The sequence below is a fragment of the Bacillus sp. BACIII genome, assembly GCF_057836745.1.
Genome location: NZ_CM174437.1, coordinates 536,991 through 552,023 on the forward strand (window position 1 = coordinate 536,991; position 15,033 = coordinate 552,023).

Annotated in this window: 17 protein-coding genes; 12 read left to right on the forward strand and 5 right to left on the reverse strand. The window is 45.1% G+C overall.

All coding sequences use genetic code 11. From position 1 onward, the window contains the following. Positions 1-27: 27 nt before the first annotated feature. On the reverse strand, positions 28-282 hold the full coding sequence (locus ACXN9U_RS02890; protein WP_047475611.1) for a DUF2624 domain-containing protein: 255 nt from the start codon (positions 280-282) through the stop codon (positions 28-30). Positions 283-400: 118 nt separating this feature from the next. Here ACXN9U_RS02890 and ACXN9U_RS02895 point away from each other — a divergent pair, with 118 nt between their 5' ends. Further along, a complete protein-coding gene (locus tag ACXN9U_RS02895) occupies positions 401-1,282 on the forward strand; it encodes a YitT family protein (protein ID WP_060964741.1) in 882 nt (293 codons plus the stop codon). A gap of 123 nt (positions 1,283-1,405) precedes the next feature. After that, positions 1,406-1,816, forward strand: a complete 411-nt coding sequence (zur, locus tag ACXN9U_RS02900; protein WP_003153018.1) for a zinc uptake transcriptional repressor Zur — start codon at positions 1,406-1,408, stop codon at positions 1,814-1,816. A gap of 29 nt (positions 1,817-1,845) precedes the next feature. Here zur and ACXN9U_RS02905 read toward each other — a convergent pair whose 3' ends face one another. Further along, positions 1,846-2,427: a 5' nucleotidase, NT5C type gene (locus ACXN9U_RS02905; protein WP_060964742.1), complete on the reverse strand. Its 582-nt coding sequence runs from the start codon at positions 2,425-2,427 to the stop codon at positions 1,846-1,848. A gap of 133 nt (positions 2,428-2,560) precedes the next feature. On the opposite strand from ACXN9U_RS02905, the gene ACXN9U_RS02910 reads away from it, so the two are divergent. Continuing rightward, the gene (locus ACXN9U_RS02910; protein ID WP_101605443.1) at positions 2,561-2,938 is read left to right on the forward strand and encodes a DUF308 domain-containing protein; all 378 of its coding nucleotides are present in this window, start codon (positions 2,561-2,563) and stop codon (positions 2,936-2,938) included. A gap of 29 nt (positions 2,939-2,967) precedes the next feature. On the opposite strand, the gene ispG is transcribed toward ACXN9U_RS02910, so the two are convergent. From ispG to ACXN9U_RS02925, 3 genes are all read right to left on the reverse strand, one after another. Then, a complete protein-coding gene (gene ispG / locus ACXN9U_RS02915) occupies positions 2,968-4,086 on the reverse strand; it encodes a flavodoxin-dependent (E)-4-hydroxy-3-methylbut-2-enyl-diphosphate synthase (RefSeq protein WP_198698973.1) in 1,119 nt (372 codons plus the stop codon). 132 nt (positions 4,087-4,218) lie between these two features. Beyond that, entirely contained in the window at positions 4,219-4,521 is a 303-nt protein-coding gene (locus tag ACXN9U_RS02920; RefSeq protein WP_016938938.1) for a LysM peptidoglycan-binding domain-containing protein, read from the reverse strand. 92 nt (positions 4,522-4,613) lie between these two features. After that, positions 4,614-5,378, reverse strand: a complete 765-nt coding sequence (locus ACXN9U_RS02925; protein WP_060964745.1) for a DUF1189 domain-containing protein — start codon at positions 5,376-5,378, stop codon at positions 4,614-4,616. Positions 5,379-5,535: 157 nt separating this feature from the next. Between ACXN9U_RS02925 and ACXN9U_RS02930 the strand changes: the two genes are divergently transcribed. From ACXN9U_RS02930 to pstB (ACXN9U_RS02970), 9 genes are all read left to right on the forward strand, one after another. After that, positions 5,536-6,018 (forward strand): DUF456 domain-containing protein, encoded by a 483-nt coding sequence (locus ACXN9U_RS02930; protein WP_060964746.1) that lies wholly within the window; start codon positions 5,536-5,538, stop codon positions 6,016-6,018. A 165-nt stretch (positions 6,019-6,183) separates the two neighbouring features. Next, entirely contained in the window at positions 6,184-6,789 is a 606-nt protein-coding gene (gene sodA, locus ACXN9U_RS02935; protein ID WP_060964747.1) for a superoxide dismutase SodA, read from the forward strand. Positions 6,790-6,908: 119 nt separating this feature from the next. Next, positions 6,909-8,198, forward strand: a complete 1,290-nt coding sequence (locus tag ACXN9U_RS02940; RefSeq protein WP_060964748.1) for an MFS transporter — start codon at positions 6,909-6,911, stop codon at positions 8,196-8,198. A 101-nt stretch (positions 8,199-8,299) separates the two neighbouring features. After that, a complete protein-coding gene (pbpA, locus tag ACXN9U_RS02945) occupies positions 8,300-10,447 on the forward strand; it encodes a penicillin-binding protein 2A (RefSeq protein ID WP_060964749.1) in 2,148 nt (715 codons plus the stop codon). A 156-nt stretch (positions 10,448-10,603) separates the two neighbouring features. Then, a complete protein-coding gene (locus ACXN9U_RS02950; protein ID WP_060964750.1) occupies positions 10,604-11,506 on the forward strand; it encodes a phosphate ABC transporter substrate-binding protein in 903 nt (300 codons plus the stop codon). Between the two features lie 47 nt (positions 11,507-11,553). Beyond that, on the forward strand, positions 11,554-12,483 hold the full coding sequence (pstC, locus tag ACXN9U_RS02955) for a phosphate ABC transporter permease subunit PstC (RefSeq protein ID WP_489202145.1): 930 nt from the start codon (positions 11,554-11,556) through the stop codon (positions 12,481-12,483). Beyond that, a complete protein-coding gene (pstA, locus tag ACXN9U_RS02960) occupies positions 12,483-13,367 on the forward strand; it encodes a phosphate ABC transporter permease PstA (RefSeq protein ID WP_016938946.1) in 885 nt (294 codons plus the stop codon). Before pstC ends, pstA begins: the two co-directional genes overlap by 1 nt. A gap of 18 nt (positions 13,368-13,385) precedes the next feature. Next, positions 13,386-14,192, forward strand: a complete 807-nt coding sequence (pstB, locus tag ACXN9U_RS02965) for a phosphate ABC transporter ATP-binding protein PstB (protein ID WP_060964752.1) — start codon at positions 13,386-13,388, stop codon at positions 14,190-14,192. A gap of 11 nt (positions 14,193-14,203) precedes the next feature. Further along, complete coding sequence (gene pstB, locus ACXN9U_RS02970; protein ID WP_489202146.1) at positions 14,204-14,986, forward strand: phosphate ABC transporter ATP-binding protein PstB; 783 nt, start codon at positions 14,204-14,206, stop codon at positions 14,984-14,986. Positions 14,987-15,033 lie beyond the last annotated feature (47 nt).

The window sequence follows — 15,033 nt, forward strand, 5'->3', positions numbered from 1 at the left end:
AAGGAGGGGGGGATTGCCCCTCCTTTTTTACCCTGAAAATTGATTGAAAAGTTCGTCAACTTTCCGAGCCGTTTCTTTTGAGGTAATCGTTTCCACTTTTTTCAGCAGGCGAAGCCGCTCCTGTTCATCAAAAATATTGATATTTTTTCCGTGCATCAGAGCCGCTACCTCAGCCGCTTGACTTCTCGTAATGCTGATTCCGTATTGCTTTGAATATTTCAGCAGGTCGTCCGCAGTGGCTTGATTGAGCCGCTGCAAAATGATTCTTTGTATTAAAATCATCGATACTTTCACCTCTTTAGACATAATGTATTGAGCAAATTATTAAAATGTTACAGCTTTTAATGGTAAAATGAAGTTGCTTACTGTTTAAAATAGTTATTACAGGAAAGGAGATTTTATGACCCCAAATAAACAGCACAAAAAAGAATCATTTTTACACTTTATCTTCAGGGTCATCATGATTCTGATCGGGGCGGGTTCAGCCGCCGTAAGTATTGAATTGTTTCTGGTCCCTAATAATTTTATCGACGGAGGCATTATCGGTGTTTCATTAATTTTAGACCACCTCTTTATGTCCAATCCCCTCCTCAATTTCGCCTTATTCGTTGTGTTACTCAACATTCCATTTATGATTTTCGGATATAAATATATCGGAAAAACATTTCTCATCTCTACTTTTATCGGAATCGTCGGTTTAGCGCTGATTGAATCCTCCTTGCACCATGTGGAGGCCATTACGACCCAGCCTATTTTGGCGACGGTATTCGGCGGGCTTTTGCTCGGTTTCGGGGTAGGCCTTGTCATCCGAAACGGAGGCTCGATGGACGGTACTGAAATACTAGGTATCCTTCTCACAAAAAAGCTGCCCTTTTCAGTCGGAGAATTCGTTATGCTCATCAATGTGTTTATTTTTATATGGGCCGGTTTTGTGTTCGGTCCGGAGCAGGCGATGTATTCTTTCATGACTTATTATATTGCCATGAAAACGATTGACGCCGTCATTCAGGGTCTCGATGAAACAAAAGCGGTCATTATTGTGGCAGACCAGTATGCGGAAATTTCAGACGCGATCTTGCACCGGCTTGGAAGGGGAACCACCAAGCTTCAGGGAAAAGGCGGATATACGGATGAAACCAAAGAAGTCATTTACGCGGTCGTGACAAGGCTTGAAGTGACAAAGTTGAAATCCATTGTGTTTGAAATTGATAAAAACGCATTTATTACGATCATGAATACCCATGAAACGAGGGGCGGTAAGTTCAAAACCGCGATTCACTAGGCTTTCGTTTACTTTTCGTCATTTTATAGGTATAATTTTATACAGCATAAGAAAATGGCCTGCTGTTCATTCAGCTGCCATTTTCTTTTTGGAGCGATACCGTGTTGTAAAGGGGAGGTCCTCATGAACGTACAAGAAGCGTTGAACCTGCTGAAAGAAAAAGGGTATAAATATACGAGTAAGCGAGAAGACATGCTGCAGCTTTTTGCTGATTCTGATAAATATCTGACGGCCAAAAACGTGCTTGCCGCATTAAACGACGACTATCCGGGTTTGAGCTTTGATACCATATACAGAAATCTTTCGTTATATGAAGAACTCGGTATTTTAGAAACGACGGAGCTGTCCGGGGAAAAACTGTTCCGATTTACATGCTCTTATACCCATCACCATCACCATTTTATCTGTTTAACCTGCGGGAAAACGAAGGAAATTGAGTCCTGTCCGATGGATAAGCTTCACGATGATTTGGAAGGGTATGAAATCAGCGGTCATAAATTTGAAATTTACGGCACCTGTCCGGCGTGCCGATAAAAAACCTCCTGTATAAGCAGGAGGTTTTTTCAGCTTCTGACATGCTGAAGGCTGTGTTTGTTTTTATTGATCCAGGCGACGGCTTCAAGCCAATTCTGCACCCTGATAATATTGGAATCGGTGGGGAGCTGGTTATAAGGGGAATCAAAAAGGATAACCGGAATGCCTGCTTCTTTTGCGATCATTGTCGCGTTGCCGTGGTGATCTTCGAAAAACAGGTCAATGCCGTGTTTTTTGACAGCCTCCACTTTGTGATGACTCCCGACAAGCTCAATGTGATCGTAATGAACGTCCCGGTTTGCAAACCAGTCCAGCGTGACATCTTCTAAGTGGCTGCGTCTTGCCGTAATGTAGATGAGGCGATGCTCTTCTTTCAGTCCGTCCAGCGCCTGCTTCGCAAATTCCGCGAGCTTTGCTTCTTTATATATGGCTGCTTCATGAACATTCATCCATTCCCAAAACTCCTCAGCTGTAATGTTCAAAAGCTTGGTCAGATCATAATCAGTCATATCATCCAAAGTAATGGAAAGATGAAATGAGCGGTTTAAATAAGGGACAAATGTATCCTGTGCCGTAACCGTGCCGTCAATATCTATACCTAACCGTAACATGTCCACACTCCTATATTTTCATCCCTTCAAGTGTAACATAAACAATTGACAATACCAGCAAAGTTTAGCAAACATGATTCCGTAAAAAACGCGGAAACTAAAAAAGCTCCTTTCATAAAAGAAAAAGGGGGAATTGAAGGTGGCATACGATTACGAAAATCGAAAAGACAACGACTACTATGTGGATCATGGATCGGAAGGAACGGATATCACGCGTGATGTTTATTCAGAAGAGACAGCGGCCGAAATTTCAGAGCCATATCGTGCTTCTGACCGAGCAGCAGACCGCGATGATAACCGGGACGGAGTAAGCGAAGGCCGGGGTATAGGGTATGCAGCATTGGCTATTTCTATCATCTCCCTGTTCGTACTCCCAGTTTTATTAGGGGCATGCGGCATTATCGTCGGCTATATCGCCAGAAGAAGAGGAGCGGGCGCTCTAGGCGGCTGGGCGATGGGAATCGGTATTGTTTCCCTTGTGCTGGGCATCTTCATTACACCGTTTTTCTAACACGCAAAAAAAGCTTGGCGGATTATCCGTCAAGCTTTTTGTGTGTCTTGTTCTGCTTTTGCTTTTTCTGCTTCAAGCTTTGCGTAGTGTTCTTCTGCCAGTTTGTCGATTTCTTTTTTCAGCTCTTCGACCATTGTTTCTTCAGGGACTTTGCGGACGATTTGGCCTTTGCGGAAAAGAAGTCCTTCGCCGCGGGCGCCGGCAATACCGATATCGGCTTCTCTTGCTTCGCCCGGTCCGTTAACGGCGCATCCGAGAACGGCTACTTTAATCGGCGCTTTGACTTTAGAAATGTATTCTTCGACTTCATTTGCGATGCTGATGAGATCAATTTCGATCCGTCCGCATGTCGGGCATGAAATAAGCGTAGCCGCATTTGAAGCGAGACCGAATGATTTCAGCAGCTCTCTGGCTACTTTTACTTCTTCAACAGGGTCGGCGCTCAGGGAGATCCGGAGTGTGTTTCCGATTCCTTTGCTTAATATCGCTCCGAGTCCGGCCGCGCTTTTTACCGTTCCTGCAAACAGCGTGCCTGATTCTGTAATCCCGAGGTGGAGCGGATAATCAAATGCTTTTGACGCTTTTTCGTATGCTTCTATGGCGAGATTGACGTCAGACGCTTTCATGCTGACGATAATGTCGTGAAAATCAAGGTCTTCCAGGATTTTTATATGATGAAGCGCACTCTCAACCATGCCGTCAGCAGTCGGATAGCCGTACTTTTCAAGAATTCGTTTTTCCAATGATCCTGCGTTTACGCCGATTCGGATCGGAATTCCTTTTTCTTTAGCCGCTTTTACGACCGCTTCCACTTTTTCACGGCGGCCGATATTACCGGGGTTGATTCTGATTTTGTCGGCGCCGCCCTCAATTGCTTTTAATGCGAGCTTGTAATCAAAATGAATATCGACAACGAGAGGGATGGAAATTCGTTTTTTGATGTCGGCAATTGCGTTCGCCGCGCGTTCGTCAGGGCATGCCACCCGGACAATTTGGCAGCCGGCTTCAGCTAAACGGTTGATTTCCGCCACTGTTGCTTCTACGTCGTGTGTTTTGGTCGTCGTCATACTTTGGATGACGACTTCATTATTTCCGCCTATTGTTAAAGGTCCCACTTTGACGGGACGCGTTTTTGTACGATGTGTGATTTCACTCACTTGTCAATCGCTCCTTAATTGTAGTTACCGCTTCTGCAGGCTGAGCCTTTTACATGTCTGGCAACTTCTATTTACATATTATATTGTAACAGTGTATTTGCCGAACTGACAAGAAATTAACGTTTAATTACGGTAGACGGGGAATTTATAAGCGGTGCCCGCCTGAATGGCGTTTGCTTTCACATTCGGATTCAGCGCTTCAAAATCTTGTACAATATCATCCGGCGCTTTATGTGCGCCGACGATCGACATCACCGTATCACCTTTTTTGACCGTAACCGTTCTGTATGATGTTTCCTGATTTGCAGGCTGAGCCGCCGCAGCGTATGCAGGAAGGCCTTGAGAAGGGATCGTGCCGATTTTAAGATCATAAAAGATAATAAATATCACAAATAAACTGCCGAATACAAAAGTAAGCCGCTTCATTCCAACCGCCTCCCGCATACATGTTTACTTCATTGTATGCTTGTCCCATTTTGTTCATGACAAAAAAAGAAGACCGCGGGGGGCGGTCTTTGTTACACAGCAGTCTTTCTTGGCGGTATCTCTTTTAAGACGAGGAAAAGGATGATAAAGTTTACAAACCAATTCAATAAAAATTCGCTCGGAACCGTAATGACAAGCGCACGCATAATCGTAAAGAATATGGTGGAGAGCGTAATGGAATAAGCCGAAAGCTTCCAGAGCTGCTGATAATTCAATGTCTTTCTTTGCGCATTTTTTATAATCAGCCCGATGACGGCGAGAAATGAGACTTCAATGAATTTGCCGGCCGCCGTCATAATGAACAGCAAAACGGAAAGGACGGCGACGATCATCGTTTTATTTTGGTTTAAAGCTGATATGATTTCACTTTTAGTGATATCAGCAGGCATTAATGAATAATTCATTTCTGTCGCCTGTCCGTCTACTGCAAGCACCATTTTATTCTTCAAAATGCCGATCGCGTTTTGTTTCGCCGCTATTTGTTTAGCGCCGTACGCATCAGTGGGATCAAACACGATAACAAACCCGTTCGCTTCCGTTTCCTTAGAGGCGGAAGCTTTCGTCTGCAATTCACCGTTTGAAATTTTGAAATCAGGGAAATCTTTTTCTAACACGGTTTTGAAACCGTTCATTGAGTTTACGGTGCCGGAGCAAAGGTAATAAGCGCTCGGCAACGTAAAAAGGACAGACAGCAAAAATACATAAAGGATCGCTTTTCCTATCCCCTGAAACCGTGTTTTTGCAATATCTGCCGGAGAGTATGTACTTTTCAATAAAGCCGTAAATATGTTCAACATCTTCACTTCCTAGCCTAAACTGGTATATGTTGCTTATTGTATCGTTCACCGGAGATGAACACAAGTGAGAGTATTTAAAGCGGCGGTAAGGAATCATACATATTAAGAAAAAGCGGAAGCGGTAATGCTCCGTAAAACAAAGGAGGTTGTTTAAGTTATGAGTGTTTTGTATTGGCTGATTATTATTGCGGTCTTCGTCATTGCTTTCATCGGTCTTGTGTATCCGGTGATCCCAAGCGTTATATTTATCGTGGCCGGTTTTCTCCTCTACGGATTTCTGTTTTCCTTCAGTCCTTATTCTTACCTCTTCTGGCTCATTGAGGCGGTATTTGCGGCCGTTTTATTTGCAGCTGACTATGTGTCAAACTTACTTGGCATCAAAAGGTACGGAGGGAGCAGGGCGGCGATCTGGGGGAGCACGATCGGATTATTGATCGGGCCCTTTGTTATTCCCGTGGCAGGCATTATATTAGGTCCGTTTATCGGTGCTGTCTGCGCTGAGGTATTTGTTCATCAAAAGGATATCAAGTCTGCGGCAAAAGTGGGACTGGGCTCGTTAATCGGCTTTTTAACAAGCGTCGCGGCCAAAGGAGTCATTCAGCTCTTTATGATTGGATACTTCTTATGGACGGTGCTTTAGAAGGTTTAATTTCGGCCGTGAACGGATAAAGTGTAATATGTCTGCTGGAATCGCCGGATTGTGAGCTTTTTCATTGATTACCTTGCTTTCTTTTGTTACATTGAGATTAGAAAAGTTCGCTAAAAGCGGCATTTCAGTACATATATTTAAAGGAGGAAAAAAATTATGGCTTACAAACTTCCAGAACTGCCTTACGCTTATGATGCTTTAGAACCGCATATCGATAAGGAAACGATGACGATTCACCACACGAAGCACCATAACACATACGTTACAAACCTGAACAAAGCGATCGAAGGATCAGCTCTTGCAGAGAAATCTGTAGAAGAGCTTGTCGCTGATTTAAACGCAGTGCCGGAGGATATCCGCACAGCTGTCCGCAACAATGGCGGCGGACATGCAAACCACTCTTTATTCTGGACTCTTTTATCTCCAAACGGCGGAGGCGAACCGACTGGTGAGCTTGCTGAAGAGATCAAAAGCACGTTCGGAAGCTTCGATCAATTTAAAGAAAAATTCGCTGCAGCGGCTGCCGGCCGTTTCGGTTCCGGCTGGGCTTGGCTTGTTGTAAACAACGGCAAACTTGAAATTACAAGCACGCCAAACCAAGATTCACCGCTTTCAGAAGGTAAAACGCCTGTCCTCGGTCTTGATGTTTGGGAGCACGCTTACTACCTGAACTACCAAAACCGCCGTCCTGATTACATTTCAGCTTTCTGGAATGTTGTAAATTGGGATGAAGTTGCCCGCCTTTACAGCGAAGCAAAATAAATAGTTCTGATCAAACAAGGTCTCCCGAGGGAGGCCTTGTTTTTTTATTGACTTTGATTCCTTTTTACATATCTCAGTTTGAGTGAGACAGACTAATGTGTAGTAAAGGGGAGTCAATGATGAGCAAAATAAAAAAAATTATCGGCGACATCGAAGTAAATAAAGGTCTGCTGCTGTTATTGACGATTGGCGGCCTTTACTCATTAGGCATCGCGCTGTCAAATACTTTTGTCAATGTGTACTTATGGAAACAGTCAGGAAAATTCATTGATTTGGCCATATACAATTTATCGGTCGTGACGATGCAGCCGATTACCTTTCTTCTGGCGGGTCGGCTGGCTAAAAAAATTGACAGGGTGTTTATTCTCAGGTTCGGTGTTATCTTTTTGGCGGCTTTTTATTTAAGTGTGCTCCTTGCCGGGGAAAATGCGGCTTCCCGCCTCATTTTGATCGGTGCCGTGCTCGGAGTGGGATATGGTTTTTACTGGCTGGCTTTTAACGTGCTGACTTTCGAAATTACGGAACCTGAAACGAGAGATTTTTTCAACGGCTTTTTAGGCATTTTATCTTCGTCGGCAGGGATGATCGGCCCGATTGTGGCCGGGTTGGTCATCTCAAGACTTCAAAACAATACGGGTTATACAGTCATTTTCAGCCTGTCGCTCGGCTTATTTGCCCTTGCCGTGGTCATGAGCTTTTTTCTCAAGCGGAGAGAGTCGAAAGGCCGGTTTATGCTGAAAAAAGTTTATGATGAGCGTCACACGAATCTGAATTGGCGCCGGATTACAAACGCGCACTTTTTTCAAGGCTTGAGAGAAGGGATTTTTGTTTTTTTAATCAGCGTATTTGTGTTCATTGCGACAAACAGTGAGCTGGCGCTCGGGACATTCGGTCTCGTCAATTCCGCTGTTTCTTTTTTTGCTTACTATTTTGCATCAAGGCTCATCAAAAAAAGATCGCGTAAAAAGGCGATTCTTATCGGCGGATTGATTGTGTACGGCGCCCTGTTTCTCATTATTTTTCATATGAGCTTTACGACGCTTCTTATATACGGAGTGTTTATTGCGATCGGCTATCCTGTTCTGCTCGTGCCGTATGTCTCGCTTACATATGATGTAATAGGCCGGGCGCGGCTTGCCAGAAAGGCCAGAATTGAGTACATCGTGCTCAGGGAATTGTTTTTAAATGCAGGCCGGATCGTTTCCATCCTGTGCTTCCTTTTGATCGTTACCTTGCTGAAGGAAAAAGTGGGAATACCGGCGGCGCTCGTGCTGCTCGGAGCCGGTCATCCGCTGATTTATTACTTTATTAAAGACGTTAAACTGGATACGGAAACTTCTGATGAAACAGTGGAAGAGGACCGACAAAAACAGGCGGGTGAACCGAATTTTATAAAAGGAGAAAGATAAAAGGGTTATCTGTAGAAAATTATCGAAAAAACCTTTAGAATGAAAAATGGCACCTGAACAAAAGGTGTCATTTCTTTCTGTAAATAAGAAAAGGTGATGTCATGAGGAGAAATAAAAAGAAAATAGCAGTAAGCAAAGAAAAGAAAAAATCATTGCCGATCCGGCTTAATTTTTTGTTTTTGGCCGCGTTTCTTATTTTCACGTGGATTATCGTCGAGCTTGGCATCAAGCAGATCGTTCAGGGTGATGACTATAAAAACGCCGCCAATAAGCAAGAAGAGTCTGATGTCAGCACGGCTGTTCCGAGAGGGAAAATATACGACCGGAACCTTAATCCCATCGTAACGAATAAAGCATTAAATGCGATTACATATACACGTTCAGCCTCAACCACCCAGGCACAGCGTTTAAAAATCGCAAAAAAACTGTCGGGTATGATTAAAGTAAGCACCAAAAAGGTGACTGAACGGGATAAAAAAGACTATTGGATGTTAACGAGGCCTGATGAAGCGAAAAAACTGATTACGGCCAAAGAAAAGCAAAAAGCTGAAGACAAAAAATTGTCTGATGATGATTTATACCAGCTCCAGCTGAAACGCATTACGGACAAACAGCTGAATGAACTCACTTCAAAAGATATGCAGATCCTTGCGATCAAAAGGCAGATGGATTCAGGCTACTCACTGACGCCTCAATACATCAAAAATGAAGGAGTGTCAGCAAAAGAAATGGCCGTCGTCAGCGAACATTTAGATGAGCTGCCGGGGGTTGACGTGACGTCTGACTGGGAACGGTCTTATCCTTACAAAAGTCTGATCCGGACATTGCTCGGCAGTGTATCCAGTTCGAACGAAGGTCTTCCGTCCAACCTGCTGGATCACTATCTGTCACTCGGATACAGCCGGAATGACAGGGTCGGAAAAAGCTATTTAGAATATCAATATGAAAGCCTGCTGCAGGGGCAAAAAGAGAAAGTGCAGAACTTAACCGACTCATCCGGAAATGTCACGGGCAGCAAAGTGATTTCAAAAGGACAGGCCGGCAAAGACCTTGTGTTATCCATTGATATGGACCTGCAGAAGTCCGTTGAAAAAATCATTGAGAAAAATTTAAGATCGGCCAAAGCGAGACCGAGCACGAAGCTTCTTGATCGGGCCTTTGTCGTCATGATGAACCCGAAAAACGGCGAAGTGCTGACGATGGCCGGCAAACAGATTACGAATGACCATGGAAAGTACAAAATTAATGATTACGCCCTTGGCGCAATGACGTCCTCCTATGCAATGGGATCGGCGGTCAAAGGAGCAACGGTATTGACGGGACTCCAGACGGGCGCGATTAATTTGAACACCGTTTTTCAGGATGAGCCTTTGTATTTCAAAGGTAGTAAAAACCCGAAAAAATCATGGACGAATTTAGGTCCTGTTGATATCCAAAAAGCGCTTCAGGAATCATCAAACGTGTTCATGTTTAAAACGGCGATCGCCGTCGGTAAAGGGGAATATAAAAAAGGCCAGTCTCTGCCGCTTGATATGAAGGCATTTGATACTTTCAGATACTACTTCAGTCAGTTCGGTCTCGGAGTGAAGACGGGAATTGATCTCCCGAATGAAGCGACTGGGTATCAAGGGACACAGCGGATTTCCGGTCTTCTGTTAGACTTTGCCATCGGACAGTATGATACGTTCACACCGCTGCAAATGGCACAGTATGTATCAACAATCGCCAATGGAGGCTATCGTTTGAAACCTCAGCTTGTAAAAGAGGTCAGACAGCCTGATTCAAAAAGAGGAATCGGAGCCGTTGTAGAGTCTGTTCAGCCTCAAGTACTGAACAAGATTGATATGAATAATGCTGACATTAAAGAAGTGCAGGCAGGTTTCAGACGTGTCATGACAAAAGGAACAGCCGCAACTGATTTTGCAACGGCAAAATACAGTCCTGCCGGTAAAACGGGTACGGCGCAATCTTTCTATGACGGTCCGGACAAATCAGAGACGGGTGAAGGAACGTATAATACGACTCTTGTCGCTTATGCACCTGCTGATAATCCGGAAGTGGCTATTTCTGTAGTCGTTCCTTGGGCCTATATTGATTACAGCGATCGATATTCGATTACGAATGATATAGGAAGAGCAGCTCTGGACAAATACTTCGAGCTGAAAAAGAAACAAGAAGATAATAATACGAAGCAGAAAAACGAAGATAAAATTCAGGAAGACGCTGCTAACGGCAATACAAATAACTGATAGATGAAACGCTCACAGTCTGTGGGCGTTTTTTTTATACAAAAAAACATCCGGATTTACAAAACCTTAACATTCGATTTATACGCATTTTACACGAACCCTTTACTCTATACGTGTAGGACAAATTACACATTAAACGCAGGGGGAATTCAGGAAATGAAAAAAAACAAATGGATGCTTATGCTTCTGATGGCTGCTGTTATGATCATCGCTGCAGCATGCGGAAATGCAAAGGAAAGCGGCAAGACGGACGGCCAATCTGCAAGTGAGGATAAAAAAGCATCAGGTTCTTTAACCATTTCTGGTTCATCAGCCATGCAGCCGTTAGTACTGGCAGCGGCGGAAAAGTTTATGGAAAAACATCCGGATGCTGATGTGCAGGTGCAAGCGGGAGGTTCAGGAACAGGTCTTTCGCAAGTGTCTGAAGGCGCAGTGCAAATCGGCAACTCAGACGTCTTTGCTGAAGAAAAGGAAGGCATTGATGCGAAAGCCCTGAATGATCACCGTGTAGCGGTAGTTGCGATGGCGGCTGCGGTCAACCCGGGTGCGGGCGTAAAGGATATAACCAAAAAACAGCTGGCAGACGTTTTTACAGGCAAAATCAAAAACTGGAAAGAGCTTGGCGGCAAAGATCAAAAGATTACACTCGTCAACCGTCCTGATTCATCAGGCACACGCGCTACGTTCGTCAAATACGCGCTTGACGGAGCGGAGCCGGCAGAGGGCATCACAGAGGATTCCTCCAATACAGTCAAAAAAATCATTGCAGAAACACCGGGAGCAATCGGTTATCTGGCTTTCTCTTATATAAACGATGACAAAGTAACGCCTTTATCAATCGGCGGCATCAAACCTGAAGAGAAAAATGTCGTCACAGGCGAATATCCGATTTGGGCTTACGAGCACTCTTATACGAAAGGTGAAGCATCTGGCCTGACCAAAACATTTCTTGACTATTTGAACAGCGATGAAGTGCAGAAAAGTATCGTGAAAGATCAGGGCTACATTCCGATCTCTGATATGAAAGTCACACGTGACGCAAAAGGCAAGCAAAGCTGAGGGGAGGGCGGGCTCCCCGTCCTTCTTCTTTATAGGAGTGTAAACAAATGATAAATCACAGAGAAAAAGAGTCTGTAAGCGAACGCTTAATAAGCTCAAAACAAAACAGGCAAATGGATGAAGTCCGCGGAAGAGTGATTGTGTCTGTATGTGCGGCGATTATCATTGGGGCATCAGCGGCAATCACCATCTTTCTCGGCATAAAGGGGCTGCAATCTTTTTTTGTAAATGGTGTAAGCCCGATTGAGTTCTTAACAAGTCTGAATTGGAATCCAACCCAGGCAAAACCTGAGTTCGGCGCGCTGCCTTTTATTTTCGGATCATTCGCGGTCACGGTTCTTTCCGCTCTGATCGCGGCGCCCCTCGGGATTGCGGGTGCCGTGTTTATGACGGAAATTGCGCCGACTTGGGGAAAAAAGGTGCTGCAGCCGGTAATTGAGCTGCTTGTCGGCATTCCGTCCGTCGTTTATGGATTCATAGGTCTTACAGTATTGGTTCCGTTTATCGGATCTTTTAAATCAAGCGGAACGGGTCACAGTCTTCTGGCCGGAACGATCGTACTTTCGGTGATGATTCTGCCGACCATTACGTCGATTTCCGCTGATGCGCTTGCGTCATTACCGAAACACCTTCGTGACGGTTCATATGCGCTCGGTGCGACGAGATGGCAGACAATCAGGAAGGTGCTTATCCCGGCGGCGTTTCCGACATTGCTGACCGCTGTCGTGCTTGGAATGGCAAGAGCGTTCGGAGAAGCTCTCGCCGTACAGATGGTTATCGGAAATACAAAGCTTCTCCCGGAAAGCCTGCTTGATACGGCGGGGACATTAACGACGATTATCACGTTAAACATGGGCCATACCACATACGGAAGTATCGAAAATAACACGCTGTGGTCGATGGGGCTTGTTCTTCTTATCATGTCGTTTCTGTTTATACTGCTCATACGCTACTTGTCATCTAGGAGGAAAGTATAATGAACCGGAAAATAACGGATAAATTGGCCACCGGTGTATTCGGTTTATGCGCCGCTGTGATTGCGGCGATTTTGGCAGGATTGTTTTTGTATATTCTGATTCACGGCGTCTCAGAAATCACATTGCATTTTCTTACGTCAAAATCAAGTGCTATCGCGTCAGGCGGCGGGATACGGGATCAGCTTTTTAACTCCTTTTACATTCTGTTCATCACCATGCTGATTACGATACCGCTTGGTGTGGGGGGCGGCGTCTTTATGGCTGAATATGCGCCGCAAAATAAAATCACTGATTTTATCAGAACATGTATTGAAGTTCTGTCGTCGCTTCCGTCGATTGTCATCGGGATGTTCGGCATGCTGATGTTTGTGAACCTGACGGGGTGGGGATACACGATTATCGGGGGCGCACTCGCCTTAACAGTCTTTAACCTTCCCGTAATGGTCCGGGTGACAGAAGGCGCGCTCACTGCAGTTCCTAAAGAACTGAAAGAAGCTTCTCTCGCTTTAGGCGTATCGAGATGGCATACTGTCAAAACGGTGCTGATTCCGAGCGCGATTCCTTCAATTTTAACCGGAGCCATTTTGGCATCAGGAAGAGTGTTCGGAGAAGCGGCGGCATTGTTATTTACAGCGGGGCTGACAACGCCGCGGCTGAATTTTACCGATTTAAACCCGTTTTCTGAAGCATCTCCTTTAAATATTTTCAGGCCGGCTGAGACGCTGGCGGTTCATATATGGAGTGTCAATACCCAGGGGATTATTCCCGATGCAGAAGCAATAGCAAACGGCGGCTCGGCAGTGCTGGTGATTTCAGTGCTCTTATTTAACCTTTGTGCAAGATGGCTCGGATCTGCTATTTATAAAAAGCTTACGGCAAATTAATCGGAAAGAGGCGAAAATATGATTGATCACATCGTCAGGGAACAAGCGGAACAGACAGAGCGTTCGCCGGGGCCGTCGATTTTGGAAGTGAATCATTTGTCCATTTACTACGGAGACAAACAAGCGGTTAAGCGTGTGAATATGGATATTGAAAAACATGCGGTGACGGCTCTGATCGGCCCGTCCGGCTGCGGGAAATCAACATTTCTGAGGCAGATTAACAGAATGAACGATGCCATCCCTTCTGCAAGAAGCGAGGGGGAAATCCTTTATGAAGGACTGAATATTTTGGGGGAAGAGATTAATGTCGTGTCTCTCAGACGGGAGATCGGTATGGTGTTTCAAAAACCGAATCCGTTCCCCAAATCCATTTACAATAACATCACACATGCGCTGAAGTATGCGGGTGAACGAAGAAAAGCCGTTTTGGACGAAGCGGTAGAGGAAAGCTTAACGAAAGCTGCGCTTTGGGATGAAGTCAAAGACCGTCTTCATTCATCGGCTCTTTCATTATCAGGCGGACAGCAGCAGCGCCTTTGCATCGCCCGGACGCTTGCGATGAAACCTGCCGTGCTTCTTTTAGATGAACCGGCCTCAGCTCTGGACCCCATCTCAAACGCCAGAATCGAGACGCTTTTGACAGAACTGAAAAAAGATTATTCGATTGTTATCGTTACGCATAACATGCAGCAGGCGCTGAGGGTGTCTGACCGCACGGCTTTCTTTTTAAACGGAGAAGTGGTGGAGTACGGACAGACAGAACAGATTTTTACAAGTCCTAAAGAGCAAAAAACGGATGACTATATTAACGGAAAGTTCGGATAGGGGGAAGAACCGTGAGCGTTGTAAAAGAAGCGGTGCACACGCAGAATCTATTTGATATTCAAGGCATGAACGTATGGTACGGAGCTCATCAGGCCTTGAAAAATATTACGATCGAATTTGAGGAGCGGAAGGTCACTGCCATCATCGGTCCGTCCGGCTGCGGGAAATCCACGTTTATTAAAACATTAAACTTAATGCTGCAAATGGCCCCGAATGTCAAAGTGACAGGCGATATGATTTATAACGGGCGCAATCTGCTGAAGGAAAAGACGGATGCGGCAGAATTAAGAAAGCAGATCGGTATGGTGTTTCAAAAAGGCAATCCGTTTCCGCAGTCCATATTTGAGAATGTCGTGTACGGACCGAGAATACACGGCGAAAAAAATAAAAAGAAACTGCTTGAAATCGCCGAAGAATCATTAAAGGCAGCAGCGCTCTGGGATGAAGTGAAGGATCGTCTCCATCAGCAGGCGCTTTCCCTGTCAGGCGGACAGCAGCAGCGGCTGTGCATCGCAAGGGCGCTCGCCACAAAACCGGATGTCCTATTGATGGATGAACCGACGTCTGCTCTTGATCCCGTGTCCACCCGGAAAATAGAAGAGCTGATTCTGACCTTAAAAGAGAAGTATACCATTGTCATTGTGACGCACAACATGCAGCAGGCTGCGAGAGTTTCTGATCAAACCGCGTTTTTCTATATGGGCGAACTTGTAGAGCGGGGCGACACGGGCAAAATCTTTTCCCAGCCGGATCATCAAAAAACACATGATTATATCAGCGGAAAATTCGGATGAAAAAACGGGCCCGGCCATTGACCGGGTCCGTTTTATATTGTCTATTA